This is a genomic window from Pseudoalteromonas sp. T1lg122 (genome assembly GCF_002964825.1).
Lineage (GTDB): Bacteria > Pseudomonadota > Gammaproteobacteria > Enterobacterales > Alteromonadaceae > Pseudoalteromonas > Pseudoalteromonas gelatinilytica.
Window position 1 is genome coordinate 620,930 of record NZ_PQCG01000032.1, and the last position, 21,064, is coordinate 641,993.

Annotated in this window: 18 protein-coding genes and 1 pseudogene; 9 read left to right on the plus strand and 10 right to left on the minus strand. The window is 41.8% G+C overall.

Annotation, left to right across the window (positions count from 1 at the left end; genetic code table 11):
- Nucleotides 1-142: 142 nt before the first annotated feature.
- From dksA to mdoH, 9 genes and pseudogenes are all read left to right on the plus strand, one after another.
- Nucleotides 143-586, plus strand: coding sequence for an RNA polymerase-binding protein DksA (dksA, locus tag C2M33_RS15230; RefSeq protein ID WP_063703275.1), 444 nt, complete (start codon nt 143-145; stop codon nt 584-586).
- Nucleotides 587-603: 17 nt separating this feature from the next.
- Nucleotides 604-1,572 (plus strand): tRNA glutamyl-Q(34) synthetase GluQRS, encoded by a 969-nt coding sequence (gene gluQRS, locus C2M33_RS15235; RefSeq protein ID WP_105174833.1) that lies wholly within the window; start codon nt 604-606, stop codon nt 1,570-1,572.
- Nucleotides 1,573-1,839: 267 nt separating this feature from the next.
- Complete coding sequence (gene pcnB, locus C2M33_RS15240; RefSeq protein WP_229677565.1) at nt 1,840-3,126, plus strand: polynucleotide adenylyltransferase PcnB; 1,287 nt, start codon at nt 1,840-1,842, stop codon at nt 3,124-3,126.
- A 2-nt stretch (nt 3,127-3,128) separates the two neighbouring features.
- Nucleotides 3,129-3,617, plus strand: coding sequence for a 2-amino-4-hydroxy-6-hydroxymethyldihydropteridine diphosphokinase (gene folK / locus C2M33_RS15245; protein WP_063703270.1), 489 nt, complete (start codon nt 3,129-3,131; stop codon nt 3,615-3,617).
- A 29-nt stretch (nt 3,618-3,646) separates the two neighbouring features.
- On the plus strand, nt 3,647-4,441 hold the full coding sequence (gene panB, locus C2M33_RS15250) for a 3-methyl-2-oxobutanoate hydroxymethyltransferase (RefSeq protein ID WP_063703269.1): 795 nt from the start codon (nt 3,647-3,649) through the stop codon (nt 4,439-4,441).
- Entirely contained in the window at nt 4,442-5,293 is an 852-nt protein-coding gene (gene panC / locus C2M33_RS15255; RefSeq protein ID WP_063703268.1) for a pantoate--beta-alanine ligase, read from the plus strand. It abuts the gene before it with no gap.
- Between the two features lie 96 nt (nt 5,294-5,389).
- Nucleotides 5,390-5,590: a hypothetical protein gene (locus C2M33_RS15260; protein ID WP_370625252.1), complete on the plus strand. Its 201-nt coding sequence runs from the start codon at nt 5,390-5,392 to the stop codon at nt 5,588-5,590.
- 346 nt (nt 5,591-5,936) lie between these two features.
- Nucleotides 5,937-7,652 carry a glucan biosynthesis protein gene (locus C2M33_RS15265; protein WP_063703266.1) on the plus strand — a complete coding sequence of 572 codons (1,716 nt, stop codon included), beginning with the start codon at nt 5,937-5,939 and terminating at the stop codon, nt 7,650-7,652.
- Nucleotides 7,624-9,607 (plus strand): annotated as a pseudogene (gene mdoH, locus C2M33_RS15270) (glucans biosynthesis glucosyltransferase MdoH). Before C2M33_RS15265 ends, mdoH begins: the two are co-directional and overlap by 29 nt.
- A gap of 52 nt (nt 9,608-9,659) precedes the next feature.
- Here the strand turns inward: mdoH and C2M33_RS15275 are convergent.
- From C2M33_RS15275 to C2M33_RS15325, 10 genes are all read right to left on the minus strand, one after another.
- Nucleotides 9,660-10,628 carry a PstS family phosphate ABC transporter substrate-binding protein gene (locus C2M33_RS15275; RefSeq protein WP_063703264.1) on the minus strand — a complete coding sequence of 323 codons (969 nt, stop codon included), beginning with the start codon at nt 10,626-10,628 and terminating at the stop codon, nt 9,660-9,662.
- 91 nt (nt 10,629-10,719) lie between these two features.
- Nucleotides 10,720-12,051 (minus strand): phosphate regulon sensor histidine kinase PhoR, encoded by a 1,332-nt coding sequence (gene phoR, locus C2M33_RS15280; protein WP_063703263.1) that lies wholly within the window; start codon nt 12,049-12,051, stop codon nt 10,720-10,722.
- A gap of 56 nt (nt 12,052-12,107) precedes the next feature.
- A complete protein-coding gene (gene phoB, locus C2M33_RS15285) occupies nt 12,108-12,797 on the minus strand; it encodes a phosphate regulon transcriptional regulator PhoB (protein ID WP_036970740.1) in 690 nt (229 codons plus the stop codon).
- 146 nt (nt 12,798-12,943) lie between these two features.
- A complete protein-coding gene (locus C2M33_RS15290) occupies nt 12,944-13,894 on the minus strand; it encodes a porin (RefSeq protein WP_105174835.1) in 951 nt (316 codons plus the stop codon).
- A 400-nt stretch (nt 13,895-14,294) separates the two neighbouring features.
- Nucleotides 14,295-15,359, minus strand: coding sequence for a class II fructose-bisphosphate aldolase (gene fba, locus C2M33_RS15300; RefSeq protein ID WP_063703260.1), 1,065 nt, complete (start codon nt 15,357-15,359; stop codon nt 14,295-14,297).
- Between the two features lie 196 nt (nt 15,360-15,555).
- Nucleotides 15,556-16,731 (minus strand): phosphoglycerate kinase, encoded by a 1,176-nt coding sequence (locus tag C2M33_RS15305; protein ID WP_105174837.1) that lies wholly within the window; start codon nt 16,729-16,731, stop codon nt 15,556-15,558.
- Between the two features lie 42 nt (nt 16,732-16,773).
- The gene (epd, locus tag C2M33_RS15310) at nt 16,774-17,790 is read right to left on the minus strand and encodes an erythrose-4-phosphate dehydrogenase (protein WP_063703258.1); all 1,017 of its coding nucleotides are present in this window, start codon (nt 17,788-17,790) and stop codon (nt 16,774-16,776) included.
- Between the two features lie 296 nt (nt 17,791-18,086).
- Entirely contained in the window at nt 18,087-18,548 is a 462-nt protein-coding gene (locus C2M33_RS15315) for a methyltransferase family protein (protein ID WP_105174838.1), read from the minus strand.
- Nucleotides 18,545-19,168, minus strand: a complete 624-nt coding sequence (locus C2M33_RS15320; RefSeq protein ID WP_054560884.1) for a 3'-5' exonuclease — start codon at nt 19,166-19,168, stop codon at nt 18,545-18,547. The genes C2M33_RS15315 and C2M33_RS15320 overlap by 4 nt, the downstream gene beginning before the upstream one ends.
- 8 nt (nt 19,169-19,176) lie before the next feature.
- On the minus strand, nt 19,177-21,015 hold the full coding sequence (locus tag C2M33_RS15325; RefSeq protein WP_063703533.1) for a DUF294 nucleotidyltransferase-like domain-containing protein: 1,839 nt from the start codon (nt 21,013-21,015) through the stop codon (nt 19,177-19,179).
- Nucleotides 21,016-21,064 lie beyond the last annotated feature (49 nt).

Consider the following 21,064-nt stretch of genomic DNA (forward strand, 5'->3'; position numbering starts at 1 on the left):
ACACCGCCCATAATTATTTGAGCAATCATTAGTCCGAGGTCAAGAGGATTAATTAAAAATAAATTTGCCTCAATCTAATGATTCTGCTATTTATAGCCGCCGGCTAACGCTGGGCAAAATATTAAGGATTTAGGAGAAAGTTATGCCAGACCAAAAAAAACTAGGGTTATTGGCTCAGGCCGGGTTGGAACCATATCAAGAACAGCCAGGTGAAGAGTATATGAATGATGCACAACGTGCTCATTTTAAAACAATTTTAGAAGCTTGGCGTAACGATTTACGTAACGAAGTAGACCGTACTAAATCGCATATGCAAGACGAAGCAGCTAACTTTCCAGATCCAGTAGACCGTGCAGCACAAGAAGAAGAATTCTCATTAGAACTTCGTACTCGTGACCGTGAGCGTAAACTGATCAAGAAAATTGAGAAAACGATTCAATTAATCAAAGAAGACGATTTTGGTTATTGTGAATCTTGTGGTATCGAAATTGGTATCCGCCGCCTAGAAGCGCGTCCTACAGCTGATTTATGTGTAGACTGTAAAACGCTTGCGGAAATTAAAGAAAAACAATCTGGACGCGGTTAATATCCTTTAATTAGCCAATGTCTACCACAGCCGTTAACACGCCAACGCGTGAATATCGTGGCCGTTTTGCGCCATCACCTTCTGGGCCATTACATTTTGGTTCACTTATAGCGGCTGTGGGTAGTTTCCTTGATGCTAAAGCCAATCAAGGAAAATGGTTAGTACGCATTGAAGATATCGACACAACGCGTGTTGTCAGCGGTGCTAGCGACGATATATTACACACCTTAGAAGCTTACGGCCTACATTGGGACGAATCCGTCATTTACCAAACCCAGCGTCATGAGCAATATCAAGCTATTGTTAATGAACTAATCTCACAAAACCTAGTTTATGCATGTCACTGCACTCGTAAAGAAATCAAAGCTATCGGGGGCATTTACCAAGGCCATTGCCGAGATAAAAGTCATGGGCTTTCTGACTCAGCACTGCGTTTAACCCAGCAATTTGCGACCAGCCACTACCATGATTTAATTCAAGGTGAGGTGCGTATTGATAGCCAACTTGCCAAAGAAGATTACTTAATAAAGCGTAGCGATGGTTTATTTGCCTACCAACTCGTTGTAGTGGTTGACGATATTGCACAAGGTATAACACATGTTGTGCGCGGCGCTGATTTACTAGAGCCAACCGCACGACAACTTAGTTTATTTAAGCAGCTTAATAAACCTGCGCCCGATTACGCTCATCTACCTTTAGCGGTTGCTAAGCCGGGTTTTAAGTTATCAAAGCAAAATTACGCCCCCGCAATAGCAAAATCAGATCCTAAGCCCGCTTTGTTCGATGCTTTTCACTTTTTAGGACTAAAGCCAGAAAGCGCTCTTTTATCGTTAAATATCGAACAAATGTTAGCTTGGGCAGTGGAAACTTACCGTCTTGAACACATCCCAAAGGTGCAAGAAATACGGTCAGCGAAAATCCAAACTCTCCTTTTTGTGACTTTGTTACTATTGAAAAATAAATTGCCAATTTTAAAGGCCGAGTAACTTAATTTTTCTGCCCTGCTGGTATATGATAGCGACCCAAAGTGTGCGAATCATCAACAGCTTATTTTAGCGCCAAGTAAAACACACTGATTACACGTCAATCTCACATCGGCGAAGTAACAAACAAACGCTATACTTGATGAGTCGCAAAGTCCGCGTCGTAGGAGACAGATTATTATTTCCAAGCTTTTTCAATTTTGTCGGCAGATTATTGGCCCAAATGCCACGACATCGAGTGATGCTTTACCAACGAGCGAGTTACCTTTGGTGATCGAGCGCAGTGAACACGGTATTTCACGCAAACAATTTAGCCCAAATGCAATCAAAGTATTGTACCGCCTAAAAGAAGGTGGTTTTGATGCCTACCTAGTTGGTGGTTGTATTCGAGATATATTGTTAGGCCAACAGCCAAAAGACTTCGACGTTGTAACAAACGCAACGCCTGAGCAAATCAAAAAGCTATTTCGTAACTGTCGCCTAATTGGTCGTCGTTTTCGTTTAGCGCATATTGTATTTGGTCGAGAAATTATTGAAGTAGCGACCATGCGTGGTCATCACGAAGCTGACGAAAGTAAAAATCAAATTAGTCAATCAAGTGAACACGGCCAACTCCTGCGCGATAATGTCTACGGCAGTATCGAAGAAGATGCCGAACGCCGCGACTTTTCAATTAACGCACTGTATTACTCAATAAACGATTTTTGTATTTATGACTATGCCAATGGTATTAGCGCAATAAAAGCAAAACAAATTGAATTGATTGGCGACCCAGAAACACGTTACCGTGAAGACCCTGTGCGTATGTTACGTGCAGTGCGTTTTGCTACCAAACTGGGAATGAGCATTGCGCCTGGCACCGAAAAACCAATTAAAGGCCTTGCTAATTTACTTGACCATATTCCGCCAGCTCGTTTATTCGAAGAATCACTTAAATTGTTCTTAAACGGTAAAGCTGAAGAAAACTACCTAATGCTACGCCAATATGGCTTATTCAAAGCATTATTCCCTGCACTTGATAAAATCTTAGATGCCAATCCTGATGGCCTTGAGCATGCGTTTATTCTGCAAATGTTTAAAAACACCGATAAGCGTATCAATGCAGATAAAAAAGTCACGCCGGCCTTTATTTTTGCAGCCTTATTGTGGTTCCCATTACTCAGTATTGCTAAGAAGCTACAACAACGCGATCAGCTTTCAGAGTACGATGCATTTGCTCAAGCAATGAATAAAGTACTTAGTGAAAGTGCACAACATGTCGCGGTTCCAAAACGCTTCACTTTGGGTGCTCGCGATATTTGGCATATTCAGCAGCGTCTTGATAAACGAGGCGGTCAGCGCGCTTACAGGCTCACTCAACAGCCCCGCTTCAAAGCTGCCTATGACTTTTTATTACTGCGTGTACAAGCCGGTGAAGAGCAACATAAAGAACTTGCAGATTGGTGGACAGCTTACTTGAGCCAAGACATCAATGGCCAAAAAGAGATGGTTAAAAATTTAGGGCACCAAGGTGGCCCAAAACGCCGTCGTCGCCCTCGTAAGAAAAAAGTAGACTAAGCATGCAGACTGTTTATTTAGGTTTAGGTGCTAACTTAAATGCACCACGCAAACAGATACATGCCGCTGTCGCTGCCATAAAAGCATTAAAAGATGTTGAGTTTGTTTGTGTATCTCATGATTACGCAAGCAAACCCATGGGACCGCAGGATCAACCAGATTATGTAAATGCGGTCGCGTGTGTTAAAACTGCACTTGAGCCTGAACAATTGCTTGATTTAACTCAAGCCATTGAACTTGAACATGGCCGTGTTAGAAAAGAAGAACGCTGGGGTCCTCGTACCCTTGATATAGATATTTTATTGTTCGGTAATGACGTGATAGACACCCCTCGCTTAACTGTGCCTCATTATGGCTTAACAGAGCGAGAATTTGTTGTTTATCCATTATTTGAGATAGCACCAACGCTTGTACTACCGAATAATCAATCACTTGCTGATATAACAAAAACGTTGCCTTTAAACGATTTACAACAACTCCCTCAGCAGTAATCAACCAAGGCTAAGCCTTAGAGGAAATTATGTCTAAAATCACCGTTTCAACTCTCAATAAAATGAAACAAGAACAACAAAAAATCACCGCATTAACGGCTTACGACGCCAGCTTTGCTAAATTGTTTCATGATAATGGCGTCGAGGTGATTTTAGTCGGTGACTCACTAGGTATGGTATTGCAAGGTGGTGATGACACATTAGCGGTGACCAACAGTGAGATTGCTTATCATACACGCTGCGTACGTGCAGGTAGCCGAGAGCTATTTGTGATTGCTGACTTACCCTTCATGACCTATGCCAATCCAACTGATGCCTGTAAAAATGCAGCAGAGTTGATGCGTGCTGGGGCAAACATGATCAAGCTTGAAGGCGGCGAATGGCTGCACGACAGCATTCGGGCAATGACACAGCAAGGTATTCCTGTATGTGGTCACCTAGGCTTAACACCTCAGTCAGTGCATGTATTTGGCGGTTTTAAAATTCAAGGTCGTGAGCAATCTCAAGCCGATAAAATGGTCAGTGATGCAAAAGCACTTGAGGCGGCAGGTGCACAGTTACTTGTTTTAGAATGTATTCCAAGTGAGCTTGCTAAACGTATTACTGATGAATTGAATATTCCTACCATTGGTATTGGTGCGGGTAATCAAACCGATGGTCAAATCTTAGTAATGCACGACCTAGTTGGTATTTCTGCAGGTTATATTCCTAAGTTCTCAAAGAACTTTTTATTAGAAACCGGCAATATGCCAGCAGCAGTGCAAAAGTATTGTGAAGATGTAAAAAGTGGTGCTTTCCCAAGTGCCGAACACGAGTTTAAATAAATGCAATCAATCACTGAAATTAAATCGTTACGCAGTCAAATCAAAGCTTGGCGTCAAGCTGGCCTGAGCATTGCGCTAGTACCTACCATGGGCAATTTACACCAAGGTCACTTTTCACTTGTTGAAAAAGCCAAGACGCTTGCTGATAAGGTTGTTGTGAGTATCTTTGTAAACCCGATGCAATTCGGTGCCAATGAAGACCTTGATAGTTATCCGCGTACACTAAACGAAGATAAACAAGGTTTGGCTGAACTTGGTACTGATATCGTGTTTACTCCCTCGGTTGAAACAATTTACCCAAATGGTTTAGGCGAGCAAAGCTTTGTCGATGTACCGGGTGTTTCTATGGGTTACTGTGGAGGCTCGCGTCCTGGTCACTTTAAAGGCGTTGCAACCGTTGTTACTAAGCTATTTAATTTAGTACAACCTGACTTTGCTTGTTTTGGTGAAAAAGATTTTCAGCAGCTGCAAGTTATTAAAACAATGACGCGTGATTTATCTATCCCAGTTGAAATTGTTGGCGTACCTACTTGCCGAGAAATCTCAGGTTTAGCAATGAGTTCTCGCAATGGCTATTTATCTGATGAGCAAAAAGACACCGCAAAAGTACTGTTTGCCACTCTCAATAATACAGCAACAGCACTTAAGCAAGGCAACAAAGACATTGCAGCACTTGAGGCTGATGCAAAAGCACAGCTTGAAGATGCAGGTCTTAAGCCTGACTACTACGCAATTGCAGAGCGCTCAACATTAAAGCCTGCAACAACAACTGACAAACAACTTGTTATTTTAGCTGCTGCTTATTTAGGCTCAGTACGTTTAATTGACAATTTACAAGTTGAGCTGGATTAAATAGCAACAATCTGGGTAAGATGGATTGCAAAGAAAAGACATAAACTAGGGATAAGCATGAAAAAATTACCAGCAATTGCAGCAACATTTTTTGCAATGACATTACTGTCTGCCTGCTCAAACAAAATTGAAAACCCAGAAATGCAGCAATGTGCTCAGCAAAACTATCAATGTGAAGCGAGCTGTGAACAGCAAAGCACCGCTGATGGTTTAGTTCATAAAGTCTGTAGCAACAAATGCATTGAAGCTTACAACCAATGTAAAGCCAATGCAGAAAAGTTAGGTGAAGTTAAATAACACGGCTTGCCTTTCTAAGGCACTGAAAACCTGTTCGGTGCCTACACTCCCCTCCTCGATTACAATTTCGCTTGCAAAATTAAGCCTCTGGTAATTTTGTTCATATTTTTGTTTATCCTTTAAGCTATTCATATTAGGGCAAGCTTTCGTTCATTAAACTTCTCCATATTGGTGACGAATAAACAACTGCAACCGTGTAATTGTTTCTCACTAATTTCAAAATTTTACTCTTCGCATTTCGCTGTACCAACTCAAAGCCATTGAGATTATTAGTTTTTATTTTGGGTTCAGTAATTGCTAAGAGATATGAATGAATTAATGTGATTTACGGCTAAAGGAAAATTGAATGAGACCAGAAACCCGAACTAAGCTCTTCAGCGCTGTTAAAAAGAAGACCTTCTTGGGCGTATTATTAGCCATGAGTGCAGGTCATAGTTACGCAGTTGAAGATCCAGACCAGCCAAAAGCGACTGAAACAGAACAAACAGCCGTCAAGGTTCAAGCAACCGAAAATGAAAAACAGCAAGTAAAGGAAAATGCTGCTGAGCTTAAGCCTGCAATGATCACTATTCCGCAAGAAAAGCTATTTGAAGTTATCACTGCACGTGCGAAAAAATTAGCCTCTGAGCCGTATGTAGCGCCTAAAGAATTAGAGCTTGAAGCATTAACTAGCATTGGTTATCAAGACTACCGTGCAATCCGTTTTCGTACTGAGCAAGCAATTTGGAAAGATCAAAGCCTGTATGAAGTGCAGTTATTCCACCCTGGCTTTTTATATCGCTCACCGGTGGCGATTAATACCCTTGAACAAAATGCTGAAGTAAAAAGTTTACCTTTTAAAACAGATTACTATCGTTACGATGCAACCGCTGCTCCGTTAGAGCAAGAGATCAGCACCGCTATTGCTAATACACAACTTGGCCATGCAGGTTTTCGTTTACACTTTCCACTGAACAACAACCAGTACAAAGACGAAGTAGCTGTGTTCCAAGGTGCTTCATATTTTCGTTTAGTTGGCCCGCACCAAGTATATGGTCTGTCAGCGCGTGGTCTTGCGGTTGATACAGCACTCAGTTCAGGTGAAGAATTCCCCGTGTTCAAAGAGTTCTGGTTAGTAAAACCGGCACCCGAAGATACCACTATCGTGCTCTATGCATTATTAGATAGCCCATCAGTGTCGGGAGCCTATCGTTTTGAATTAACGCCTTCGACCAACACTGAAGTGAAAACTCAAATGCAAATTTTTGCCCGCAAAGACATCAAAAAGCTCGGCATTGCCCCGCTAACAAGTATGTTCTATCACGGTGAAAATAGTACTAAGTTTTTTGATGATTACCGCCCTGAAGTACATGACTCTGACGGCCTTTTAATGCAATCAGAGCAAGGTCAATGGGTTTGGCGCGCACTGAATAACCCGAAGAAGCTAAGTGTCACTTCATTTAGCTACGAGAACCCGAAAGGCTTTGGTCTTGCACAGCGAGACCGTGATTTTAATAACTACCTTGATACTGAGGCCCATTATCACAATCGTCCAAGCATGTGGATTGAGCCACTGGGTAACTGGGGTAAAGGACGCGTTGAGTTAGTTGAGATCCCAACAGATACAGAAACCAACGACAATATTGTTAGCTATTGGGTGCCAGAGCAGCCAATGAAAGCCGGTGACAACTTAAGCTTTAGTTACAAGCTTTCAACTTTCAATGCCACGCTTGCAACTCAAGATAAAGCGAGTGTGTTAAGAACCCGAATTGGTAGTGCTGCACTTCCGGGTGAGAAGAATCCGCCACCGAAAAGTCATCGTCAATTTACCGTAGATTTTAGTGGTGAAACCATTAATCAACTATCCGCTAATTTTGCCATGATGGCCGATTTAACCCTGTCTTCAGGTCAAGTAAGCGATAAAACGGTACAGCAGTTACCAAACAATCAAGGATGGCGCGTAGCCTTTAAAGTGGCGCCAGAGGGAGATAAGCCAGTTGATATGCGCTTATCGTTAAAACTACGTGATAAAGAAATCAGCGAGGTATGGAGCTATGTCTGGTATCCAAACGACGTCCAATAGTAAAGCATTAGAAGCAACAGCAATGCCTTTTAAGAAAACCCGCGCTTGGCTTTTTTCGAGCCTAGCGCTCACCATTACCGCCTATGGCGTGTGGATCATGTTCGATATTTTAAATTCTAACGGCATGACACCGCTTGAGTACGCTTTACTAGCATTATTTACAGTCACCTTCGCGTGGATTGTTACAGCCTTTTGTAGTGGCTGTATGGGCTTCATCCTGCAATTATTTCGTATTGACCCGTTGACCTTAAAACGTCAAAAACCAATCGAGATTGATCAGCATGCCTTAAGCCAAACTAAAACAGCCATTGTTATGCCTATCTATAACGAGGATACCGAGCGTGTAATTGCCGGTTTTGAGGTTAGCCTTCGCTCGCTGGCAAAAACAGGGCAAATGCCACATTACGACTTTTACTTGCTCAGTGATACGCAAGACCCTGAAATTGCTCGTAATGAACTTAAAGCATGGAATGCTCTTACTAAGCGTTTAGGTGATTTAGCAGCGCATACTTTTTATCGTCGCCGCGAAGACAACAAACACCGTAAAGTAGGTAACTTAACCGACTTTTGTGAGCGTTGGGGCAGCCAGTACGATCACATGATTGTGCTTGATGCCGATAGCATTATGACCGGTCAGTGTATGCTTGAGCTAACTTCTAGCATGATCAGCAATCCAAAATCAGGCTTGATCCAAACAATCCCGATCCCGGTTCGCCAAGACACGTTTTTTGGTCGCTTTTTACAGTTTGCATCGATTTTATATAGCCCAATGTTGGCAACCGGTTCTGCTTTTTGGCAAACAAACCAAGCAAACTACTGGGGTCACAATGCGATTATTCGCGTTGAAGCATTCACAAAATGCTGCGGCCTGCCGGTTTTAAAAGGCAATGCCCCATTTGGTGGTGAAATTTTAAGTCATGACTTTGTTGAAGCTTCACTGCTACACCGAAGTGGTTGGGATGTGTTGCTGCTTAGCGATGTTGAAGGTAGCTACGAAGAAGTGCCAAGTAACATTCTCGATTACGCGATTCGTGATAGACGTTGGGTGCAAGGAAATATCCAGCATTTAGGTTTATTGCCTAAATCAGGCCTTAAGCTAATGAGTAAAATGCACTTTTTATTCGGTGCTACGGCGTATATCTCATCGTTAATTTGGTTATCGATGCTGGCATTAAGTACCTTAGATGCAGTGACTCGGGCACTAAATAGCGACGTGTACTTTAACCATGCTTATCAGCTTTTCCCAACCTGGCAAATTGCCAAAACGGATTTAATTGATTCGTTGTTATTTATTACTGCCGTGCTGCTGTTACTGCCTAAATTAATGGGTGTTATTGTGACTTTAGTACACCGTAATAAAGCCTTTGGTGGCACGATGAAGCTAATTGCAGGTTCACTCATCGAAACGGTTTTTGCCATTGTAATTGCGCCGCTAATGATGGTATTCCATAGCTATTTTGTCGTGTGCGTATTTTTAGGTAAAAAAGTTAGCTGGGATGCACAGCCTCGTGAAGGCAGAATGGTGCCGTGGAAAGAAGCGATTGGTTATACGCTATTTTCGACTATTACTGCGATTATTTGGGGCTCGGTTGCTTACTATTACACACCGACCTTCCTTTTGGTGGTTATCACCTATTTTAGTGGGCCTTGTTTTAGCAGCGCCAATTGTACGCTACTCAAGCAGCATCGGCTTAGGTGTTAAAATGCGTAAAATGGGTTTATTTTTATGCCCAAGTGAAGTTGAAAACGATGATACCTTAGCGGCACTTCGTGTACATCAACAAGAGATTGGTTTGCCTAAAGATGAGCACGCTGACTTTAGTGTGCCAGCATTGCCTAATGAATACCCTACGGTAATGCCAATTCAAAGCTTTAAGGCACCTTCGGGTAAAAAGCGTAAGCAAGTACGCCTTGCCCAGCAACGCATTAAGGCAAAACTATTTGCCAAAAGCTAAACGAAAAAAAACCGCTCAATGAGCGGTTTTTTCATCTATGTCTGTATGGTTGTTACAGAAGGCCTAGCTTTTTAAGTTCAGCTGTTGCCATTTTTCCTGAAAGTGGCACATAACCATCTTTCTCAACAATTTTTTGACCGTCTACAGAAAGAACCATTTTTAAGAACTCTGCATCAATTGGTGCAAGAGGCTTGTTAGGGTGCTTGTTCACATAAACGTATAAGAAACGAGATAGTGGGTATTTACCTGTTGCTACGTTTTCTAATGTCGCATCAACAAAGTTATCGCCTTTCTTAGCAAGTGGTACTGTACGTACACCTGATGTTTTATAACCGATACCTGAGTAACCAATCGCATTCACTGAAGAAGAGATTGACTGTACTACAGATGCAGAACCAGGTTGTTCGTTTACGTTGTTACGGAAGTCACCTTTACAAAGTGCTTTCTTCTTGAAGTAACCGTAAGTACCCGATACTGAGTTACGACCGTAAAGTTGGATATCTTTTGCAGCCCAATCGCCTTCAAGACCTACTTCACTCCAACGGTTAACTTCTGCTTCAGCACCACATTTACGTGTAGAAGAGAAAATCGCATCAACTTGGTCAATACGTAAACCTTTGATTGGGTTGTCTTTATGTACGAATACAGCTAGAGCATCGATTGCAACGCGTACTTCAGTTGGCTTGTAGCCGTAACGTTTTTCGAAAGCTTCGATTTCTTTTGACTTCATACGACGGCTCATTGGGCCGAAGTTTGCTGTACCTTCAGTTAATGCTGGAGGAGCAGTTGAAGAACCCGCTGCTTGGATTTGGATGTTTACGTTTGGATAGAAGCGTTTGTACTCTTCTGCCCAGAACGTCATCATGTTAGCAAGAGTGTCAGAACCAACAGATGAGAAATTACCAGAGATACCACTTGTTTTAGTGTACTCAGGCATATCTTTATCAACTGCAGCTGCTTGTGCTGATACAAATGTTGTTACAGCCACACCCATTGCGGCAACGAGATTTTTGAATTTCATAGGGGTTACTCCGATTTGTTCGTCCCATTTCCTAACTGCGGTCTACTCTAATGACACTAGATGACAGTTAGATTACCCTTAAATGACATTTTTATGACTTTGCCGTTTTTTTAATATTATCTGTTATACGCACGACTTTTTCGCTACCAAATGCGAACGCAAAGGTCGAGCCTTGTCCTAATTTACTGCTGATATCTAAACGACTGTCATGCCTTGTAAGTACATGTTTTGTAATCGCTAAACCTAATCCAGACCCACCTGTTGTGCGGCTACGCGCTTTATCAACGCGATAAAAACGCTCGGTTAAACGGTTAATATGTTCAGCAGCAATACCATCACCATTATCAGTCACACTAAACGCGGCTTGGTTATTTTTAAGCTGCCAATCAACTACAATCTTGCCACCAGGCTTGGTGTAATGGATGGCGTTAAACACAAGATTAGAAAAGGCACTTCGTAATTCGTCTTCAGCCCCTTTAATATCTAAACTTGCATCAACATTAAAGATAAGCTCATGACCTTTATCTTGGTTTAATGACTGTGCTTCGGTTTGAATATAGGTAAGTAGCTGCGGCACATTAACCGGCTTATCGTTATCTTGACGACGTGCTCCCTCAATACGCGATAGCGAGAGTAATTGATTAACCAAACTGTCCATACGCTTACATTGTTCAAGCATGGTTGTTTGCGCTTTTTGCCACATTGCAGGAGGTGGTAAGCTATCTGAATCAAGCATTTCTAAGTAGCCTGTCACCACCGTAAGTGGTGTTCTCAGCTCATGAGAAACATTCGCCACAAAATCTTTGCGCATCTGCTCAAGTTGCTTTAAGCGAGTAACATCACGTACCACCATCATCAACTGCGAACTTGCATAGGGCATCACACGAAACTCTAACGTTTGATCGTAGCTGTGGCCACCATCAAGCTCGAGCGGTTCATCGAAACAGGCTTTATGCATGTACTTAGCAAACTTAGGATCGCGAATAAGATTATCTAAGCGCTGTCCATGATCAGTCGGCCATTTTAAGCCTAATACCTTTAACGCCAGTTGGTTACACCAAATGATGCTGAGATCTTTTTGTAACACCACCACCGCATCAGGCACAGCTTCGGCACCATCACGAAAACGGCGAATTAAGTCAGCCAGCTCATTGCGTTTTTTACGGTTGCGATGTTGTAAATGATAGATCCCTTCGAAGACTTGTTCCCACGCTCCCTCACCTTCCGGTGGATTAAAACTACGTTGATTTAGGAGCCAATCGCTGAGGCGATATAATTGATGATAATGCCAAATTAGAAGTGCAAAAGAGCCTAAAAATAAAAGCAAAAAAGGCGCACCTACAAGTACGCCAACTAATAACAAGGGTAAGAAATACATAAACAGGCGTTTTGCTAACGCCTGTTTATTCACTACTCGATACATACACTCACTTTACCTTAAGTATGTAAATTAGCTTGTTAAGGTCATTCCAATGACACTTATAATTTACTTGAAAAACGATAGCCAGCACCGCGAACTGTTTGTACTAAACGGTCATGTCCTAATGGTGCAATCGCTTTACGCAGACGACGAATATGTACATCAACTGTACGGTCTTCTACATATACATTTGTTCCCCATACATGATCAAGTAATTGTTCACGGCTGTAAACACGTTCTGGATGAGTCATGAAGAAATGCAGTAATCTAAATTCTGTAGGACCCATATCTAATTCACTCCCTTCTGAGGTTACACGGTGTGAAATAGGGTCAAGGCGTAAACCATGTACTTCAATGGCTTCTTCTAATGAGGTTGGCGAAACACGGCGAATTACCGCTTTGATACGTGCCATTAATTCTTTAGGAGAAAATGGTTTTGTTACGTAGTCATCAGCACCTACTTCAAGGCCGCGCACTTTATCTTCTTCTTCACCGCGAGCTGTCAGCATGATGATAGGAATTTGACGAGTGTATTCGCTTTGCTTAAATTTCTTAGCAATTTGAATACCGCTACCACCAGGTAACATCCAATCTAATAGAACCATATCTGGGTATGGCTCTACCATAGCTTCAATTGCAGAGTCATAATCTTCTGCTTCAATTGCTTGAAAACCATTTTGCTCTAGAACAAAAACCAGCATCTCTCTGATAGGCGCTTCGTCATCGACGACTAGTACTTTACGTGACATTCCAATTTATCTCTTTCGTTAGCGAACTGGTTTCATTATTATGACTAAGTATGACATTTTTATGAAAGTCTAACGAGTAATTCAAAAAGCGCAAAAAAATCAATGCAAAAATAGCCAGTTTTTACGCTTTAATAGTGAATTTTAGATTAAAAGTCATACCTTATAGTGACTGCCACGTGATCTTCATCAGTATTATTATCTAGTGAAAATTGCGTATACCACATATACATACGTGCTTGTTTTGACAGGCTTCGTTCAACCCCAACAGAGGTACCACTGCCCGAATCTTTCAACTTACCAAAGCTACCATCGGTATCTTGATATTGCGCTAATAATTTATATTTATCTATTTTGTAAGATGCACTCACTAAATAGCCATCTTCTTTGTCAGAGCCTGTGACTTTTTCGCTTTGTTGATACATACCGCCTACCGTCAAATCGCCTAATTTACCTTGCGCCGTAAATCGCGTAGTATCGTAGCCGGCTACTTTACTGTCGTGGGCAACACTCACAAAGTAAGGCGCATTTTTAAATTTACTATCGCCATACATAAAGGCCGCAGAGACACCGGTTTCTTCATCTTGTTTAGAATTATCTTCAGCAATATAGGTGACCACAAATTGCATATTGCCGACAATAGGCGAGCTATAATGAACCACATCGCCGAGGCGATTTTCACCGTTAAACAAGGCTTTAATGTCACCATTAAAGTCGTTCATTAAATCAATTTTACCTTGCGATACTTTTAATGCCGTATCATGACGGCCGAGCACCACCTGGCCATAGCTTCCTTGTAAGCCAACGTATTGATTACGCGCGGTAATATTTTCTTCTGTTTTACCATCGCTATCTTGATCAGCCGCATTTACTGCAAATTCAAACTTATATACGGCTTTTAAACCATCACTTATTTCACCGCTACCTTTAATACCCATACGTGAGTTGTAGCTTTCAACAGACGTTTTACTGCCCTCCCCGGTGTCGCTATTGGCAATCCCTAAATGGGCCCGACCATACACATCTACGGCTTCGGCAACACTATGAAAAGAAATAAAGCACATTGCAAAGCTCGACAACATCATGGCAGGTTTGTTCATGGTAGCGATCCTTAATTTAAGCAGTAACTTAAAAATCGAACATAAAGGGCTTTTGGTCAAGGCAAGGTGGCTATATTTCACACAAAAATCACGGATCACTGATCTACTAACCAAATCAGATCAGGATCAGGTTTTTACTAAGTTGATCAGCCCGAGATCAGTATTTTACTTAGAGAATAAGGTAACTTGTTGATTTAATGTTAAGGGGATCAGTATTTAGTTTAAAAGCTGAGCAAAGAAAAGCCGATGATCAGTGCGTAACTAGTAAAATAATGATCCGTGAAAGCGAAGGTTAGTAAAACACTGATCCTCACGAACATGAGTAAGTAAATCGCTGATCCGCCTTGATCGAATCATAAAAAAACCGGCATGTAAGCCGGCTTTTTCAATTTTTTATCAATTACTTGATTTGTGGATCAAGTTCACCTGATAAATATTTAAGGTGCATATCATCTAAAGAGATAGGCTTGATCTTAGCTGCTTGACCCGCAGTACCAAAGGCTTCGTAACGAGCAACACAGATCTCAGTCATTGCTTTCGTTGCTTCAGCTAGGTATTTACGTGGATCGAAGTTAGCTGGGTTTAAAGCTAAGTGACGACGAATTGCACCTGTTGATGCTAAACGAAGATCGGTATCGATATTTACTTTACGAACACCGTACTTAATACCTTCGATGATCTGCTCTACTGGTACACCATACGTTTCAGGGATTTCACCACCGTATTGGTTGATCACTTCTAACCACTCTTGTGGCACAGAAGACGAACCATGCATTACTAAGTGCGTGTTAGGGATACGCGCGTGGATTTCTTTAATGCGATCAATCGCTAAGATATCGTCCGTTGGTGGACGCGTGAATTTATAGGCACCATGTGATGTACCACAAGCAATAGCCAGTGCATCCACTTTAGTTTTACGAACGAAATCAGCTGCTTCTTCAGGATCTGTTAGCATTTGATCAGTAGACAATTTACCTTCTGCACCCACGCCGTCTTCTTCACCTGCTTCACCTGTTTCAAGTGAACCTAAAACACCTAGCTCGCCTTCAACAGACACACCACAAGCATGTGCCATTTCAACTGTTTGACGTGTTACATCAACATTGTATTCATAGCTTGAAGGTGTTTTACCATCAGACATTAATGAGCCATCCATCATTACTGATGAAAAGCCTAACTGGATTGAGCGCTGACACACACCTGGTGAAGTACCGTGGTCTTGATGCATTACAACTGGAATATGAGGCCATTCTTCAACGGCTGCTAAAATCATATGACGAATAAAAGGGGCACCAGCATAGGCACGTGCGCCTGCTGAACCTTGTACAATTACCGGGCTGTTTGTTTTGTCAGCCGCTTCCATAATTGCGCGCATTTGCTCTTGGTTATTAACGTTAAACGCAGGTACGCCGTAACCATTTTCAGCTGCATGATCAAGAAGTTGTCGCATACTGATTAAAGCCATTTGGTATTCTCCAAATTGTATCGACAGTAGTTTCCTACTATCTAGTTTGAACGGATAAGTTATTTTTTGATGCATCACTGCATCACGAAAAGCTCGCGCTTACCGTAACAGCTGTAAATAAAACAAGGGTGAGAGGTATTTTATTAACAGCTGAACCAGCGTAATTACTTAATAACTACGCTGGTATACGCACTAATTACTTAGCGCGTTCTTCAAGCATAGCAACTGCTGGTAATTTTTTCCCTTCTAAAAATTCAAGGAAAGCACCACCACCTGTTGAAATGTAAGAAACTTTATCGGCAATGCCGTATTTATCAATCGCTGCAAGCGTATCACCGCCACCAGCAATCGAGAATGCACTTGAATTAGCAATCGCATCAGCAATAGCACGTGTGCCGTTACCAAATTGGTCAAATTCAAATACACCTACTGGGCCATTCCATACAACGGTACCCGCATTAGCAATGATTTTTGCTAATTGGTTTGCTGTATCAGGACCAATATCGAAGATCATGTCTTCGTCTGTTACTTCATTCACATCTTTTAGTGTTGCCACTGCAGATTCTGAGAACTCATTACCTACAACAACATCAGTCGGTACCGGAATTTCACCGTTATTAGCTTTTGCTGCAGCACTTAATTTGTTTGCTTCATCAATTAAATCAGCTTCAAATAAAGATTTACCTACCGGGTAACCTGCTGCTGCGATGAAGGTATTCGCGATACCACCACCTGTTACAAGTTGGTCAACCACTTTAGATAGTGAATCAAGTACTGTTAACTTAGTTGATACTTTAGAGCCACCAACGATAGCAACTAAAGGACGAGCTGGGTTATCAAGCGCTTTACCTAATGCGTCTAGCTCTGCCGCAAGTAGTGGGCCTGCACATGCAACATCAGCAAATAAACCCACACCGTGAGTAGATGCTTGTGCACGGTGAGCCGTACCAAATGCGTCCATTACGTAAACATCACATAAGGCAGCAAGTTTTTTAGACAGTGCTTCGTCGTTTTTCTTTTCGCCAGCGTTAAAACGTACGTTTTCGAAAACAACCACTTCGTTATCAGCAACGTCTACGCCTTCTAGGTAGTCTTTTTCAAGACGAACTGTTTGCTCAAGGGCATCATTTAAATAATTAACCACAGGGGCAAGTGAAAACGCTTCATCATATTCCCCTTCCGTAGGGCGGCCAAGGTGTGACATCACCATTACTTTAGCGCCTTTTTCTAACGCTAATTTAATAGTTGGTAATGCTGCACGAATACGTGCATCAGAGGTCACTTTACCTTCTTTTACAGGCACATTTAAATCTTCACGAATTAACACGCGTTTGCCGTTTAAATCTAAATCTGCCATTTTAATGACCGACATGGACTTCTCCTTAGTTAACGATACTAATATTATATTTATAAATTATTGGCTTACAGCCATCATCGCACGCGCAGTGTCGAGCATACGATTCGCAAAGCCCCACTCATTATCGCACCACACTAACAACTTTATCAGTCGTTTATGACTAACACGTGTCTGAGTGCCATCTATGATACAAGAATGTGGGTCATGATTAAAATCTACCGATACCAATGGCTCTTCAGTGTAACTTAAAATACCGTCAAGGCGGTCTTTTGCAGCTAACTTAAGTGCTTGATTGACAGTCGCTAAATTCACATCAGTATTCACTGTTACACTTAAATCCATCGCCGTCACGTTGATAGTGGGTACCCTAACAGCAATGGCTTCAAAGCGGCTATGAAACTTAGGCAAAATACGCTCAATACCACGAGCAAGCTTTGTATCTACCGGAATAATAGACTGGCTTGCAGCGCGAGTACGACGTAAATCATGATGATACGCATCGATGACTTGCTGATCATGCATCGAGGCATGAATCGTCGTAATGGCCCCAGATTCAATCGAAAATGCGTCATCTAACACTTTAATCACTGGTACAATGCAGTTTGTGGTACATGAACCATTTGAAACAATCGTATGTTCAGCTTTTAATTCATCATCGTTAATACCATACACAATTGTGGCATCAACATCTGCATCTGCAGGCTGCGAAAACAATACTTTTTTCGCACCAGCGTTTAAATGTAGCTCAGCATGTTCACGTGAGTGATACACCCCAGTACATTCAAGAACCACATCAACATCAAGTGTTTGCCAAGGCAGTTCTGCTGGGTTTTCTTCTGCAAACAAAGCAATAGAGTCATTAGCAACCGTTAAAGTATCTTCGCCAAGATTAACAGGGAATGAAAAGCGGCCGTGAGATGTATCGTATTTAAGGAGATGGGCAATGCCCTTAGGGTCGGCTAATTCGTTAATAGCGACAATTTTGATTTGATCTTCAAGCCCTGATTCATACAGAGCACGGACGATGTTGCGCCCGATTCGACCAAAACCATTAATTGCAAGTTTGATTGCCATGAAGAAGAAAATCCACTCTATTTGCTTGCAGATAAAGGCAGCTGCCTTTTAGATGGCGGTATTGTAATCGACCTTTGAAGTTTTTATAAGAGGTCAGCCAAAATAAAAATTGCTTAGTATGTTTTAGATGGCGCAGTTTTGGTAATCGACCTTACACATTATTATAAGAGGTCAGGTGAAATAAAAGTTGCTTAGCATGTTTTAGATGGCTCAATTTTGGTAATCGACCTTACACTTTTTTATATGAGAGCAAAGTTAATGCAACTGCCATAGCAACTTCTGTCCTCTTTATTCCTTTATAGCCAGCGACGAACAGATTTTTGGTATTGCAGGTATGCTAACCCAAACTTCTCTGCCATAAACGTTTCTTCTGGCATAATTTGAAATCGGTTCATATAAAGAATAAATACCGGCAACATAATAAAACTCGCAATATTACCAAGATAAATTCCCCAACCAACTAGCATTAGTAACATACCAACATACATTGGGTTACGGCTAATTTGATAAACACCACTTGTAACAAGACTCGCTGACTTTTCTGGAATTCGAGGATCAACGGTCGTGCTTTGCTTACGAAATTGATAAACCCCTAATAAAGCAAACATCACACCTGAAAATGCTATGAGTAGTGCTACAAAAGATGATGCAAAAAACGAGAAGCTAAAACTCATAAACAAGTCAGCTGTGCCCCACATCATCAACGCAATGATCAACAGCAGCACAACTGGGGGCACTTTTAATTTTAACTGATTCACACCAGCTCCCCTACTTTCAATGCCTTACCTCGACTAATTTGATGACACTGTGCTAAGAATAACTCGGCCGTTGCCATCGCATCAGTGAGGGCATGGTGCGAGCTATAATGCGGTAAGTTGTAGCGCTTACGGCATTCGCTAAGTGTTAAATCATCGTGGCCGATTTCGTGGCCTTGCTGGTGCAGGCGTTTTTTTTCAATAACAAAGGTATCAAGAATTAATCGCGCCTTTGCATCTAACCCAAGCGTCCTGCAGGCCTGTTTTAAAAACCCCCAATCAAGTGCCGCGTTATGAAACACTAAAATGCACTCACCAAAATGCTGATGCAGCTTGCCAAGAATAGTTTCGAGGCTTTCACCTGTATCTATGTCTTGTTTTGCAATACCATGATAAATCGGACTTTGTTCTAAGCTTTGCACGTCTTTATTTATTAAGTGCTGTGCACCGCTGAGCTTAATGCATTGATCTTCTATCATTACCCACGCCACCGAGACAATTTCGTGCTGGCGAGGATCTAGACCCGTTAATTCCATGTCTATCACTACGTAGCGCTCTTTATAGGCATCGGCTGCCAAGAGTTGCTTGCGCGCTAAATACCGACTTAACCAGCGTTTAACCATACCCTCTCCTATAAACTACCGCGAGCAAACTTAAATGCGGCGGCTTGTTGCGCCTGCTTAACCAAATAAAATGCTTCTTTTAATTGATGTCGCTCCAATGAATTCAACGCATTTGGGTTAATACAGTTGCTAGGCAATCCCTCTTCGTTAATTTGCGTGCCCAAACGCAGTTGAGTTAAAAAGCGCCAACAGTCTTTTAAGTTATATAAGTCATCTTTATTGAGTAGCGAAAACTTCATTAACGCGTCAATACGCTCTTGCGTATTAGCACGCTGAATACCCGCTTTGAGGGAATATAAACGCACTATGTCGTTGATGATCACCACACCACGTTTTTTTAAGTCGAGGTATTTATGCTGCTTTTCGTCTTTCTCTAATTTGAACTGATTGAACAAACCAATGGGCACTGGGGTATTTTTAATGTCGCTCGCCATAGCCGCATAGAACAAGTCATTTTTAGAAATGCGTTTTAGCTGCTCACAAAAGCGCGCATATAAAGTAGTGGAACCTTCAATAAACCGTAAATCAAAAAATATCTTACAATTGAGCATCGCCTCTGGTGTCGGTGAAGTGATCCACTTATGAAACTTTTCTGTCCAAGCATTAATGCCCATTCGACACGCTGCATTGCTCGCCATAATATTGCCAGGGCAACGTTTTATACCGCACTCAATTAAATGCTCACAGACATACTCGCCCATGCGCTTAAAGTAATCATGTTGTTCGTCTGTTAGATCATCAGGTAGCAACAGGCCATTATCTTGGTCTGAATGCAGCGTTTGTTCTTCTCGTGCTTGTGAACCAAAACAAATAAAGCTAAAGCTGGTTGGTGCCGCACCATTATCTTCTTGAAACAAACGGATCAAACGCGAAGTCAGTGCATCGGTTAAGCCACTTAATAATTTACCAATCAAGGAGATGTCATCAATATTGTTCGAAAAGCCTTTTAACAAGCCAGGTATCTCTTGCGAATAACGCTTTAAATCAACCACGCTGTGCGCTTTGTAAATTCGTCCAATCAATTGTACTGGGTCGCTTTTTTGCTGACGCAGCAAATCAGTACTGGTGAGCATACCTAGGGGTTTGTGATGTTCATCAAGCACAGGTAAATGGTGAATATTGTGCTTAAGCATTAAGTGTAGCGCCGAAAACACGCGGTTATTTTCAAAAATAAACTTGGGCTTACACGTCATGATGCTACTTACTGACTCTTGAGGGTCAACCTCATCGGCCAATACGCGGTTGCGTAAGTCTCTGTCGGTGACAACCCCAACGAGGCGATCATGTTCCGTTAACATAATCGACGAAACACCATGCTGTTTCATTTTTTTAGCGGTTTGACGAATACTTGCATCTGGTGCCAAGGTGACGGCTTTGCGATTCATCAATTCGCAAATTTTTTTCTCCGACCAACTGTCGTTTTGACTTTTATAATGAGACGACAATAAACGGTTTTTATGGGCGCGAACAAAGTACTGCTCAAACACTTTATACTCACGGCGTAAGTAATCAAATGCCGCTTGGTTTAGCATGTACACAATGCCTTCCTTTTGCACTGAAATGCTATTTTGAATTGCTTCGCCGGTTAACAGTGAAGGAAAACCAAAGTAATCGCCACTTGATAACTTAGTGATCACATCGCCTTTTGGGTCGACCAAATCATAATCGCCAGAGCGAATTAAAAATAATCTTAGATTATCTGAACTTAACCACTGATTTTGATTCTCACGGGTCAGATAAATAATATCGAGATGGTTTACAAAATACTCACTAGCAGCACCTTCGAGCTGATTAAATGGCGTTTGTTGCATCACAAATTGGGCGACTTCCTGTTGCTCGGTATTCATGGTCATTCTCGCTATAAAATAGAGACAATATCTACACTACCCCTGTTTT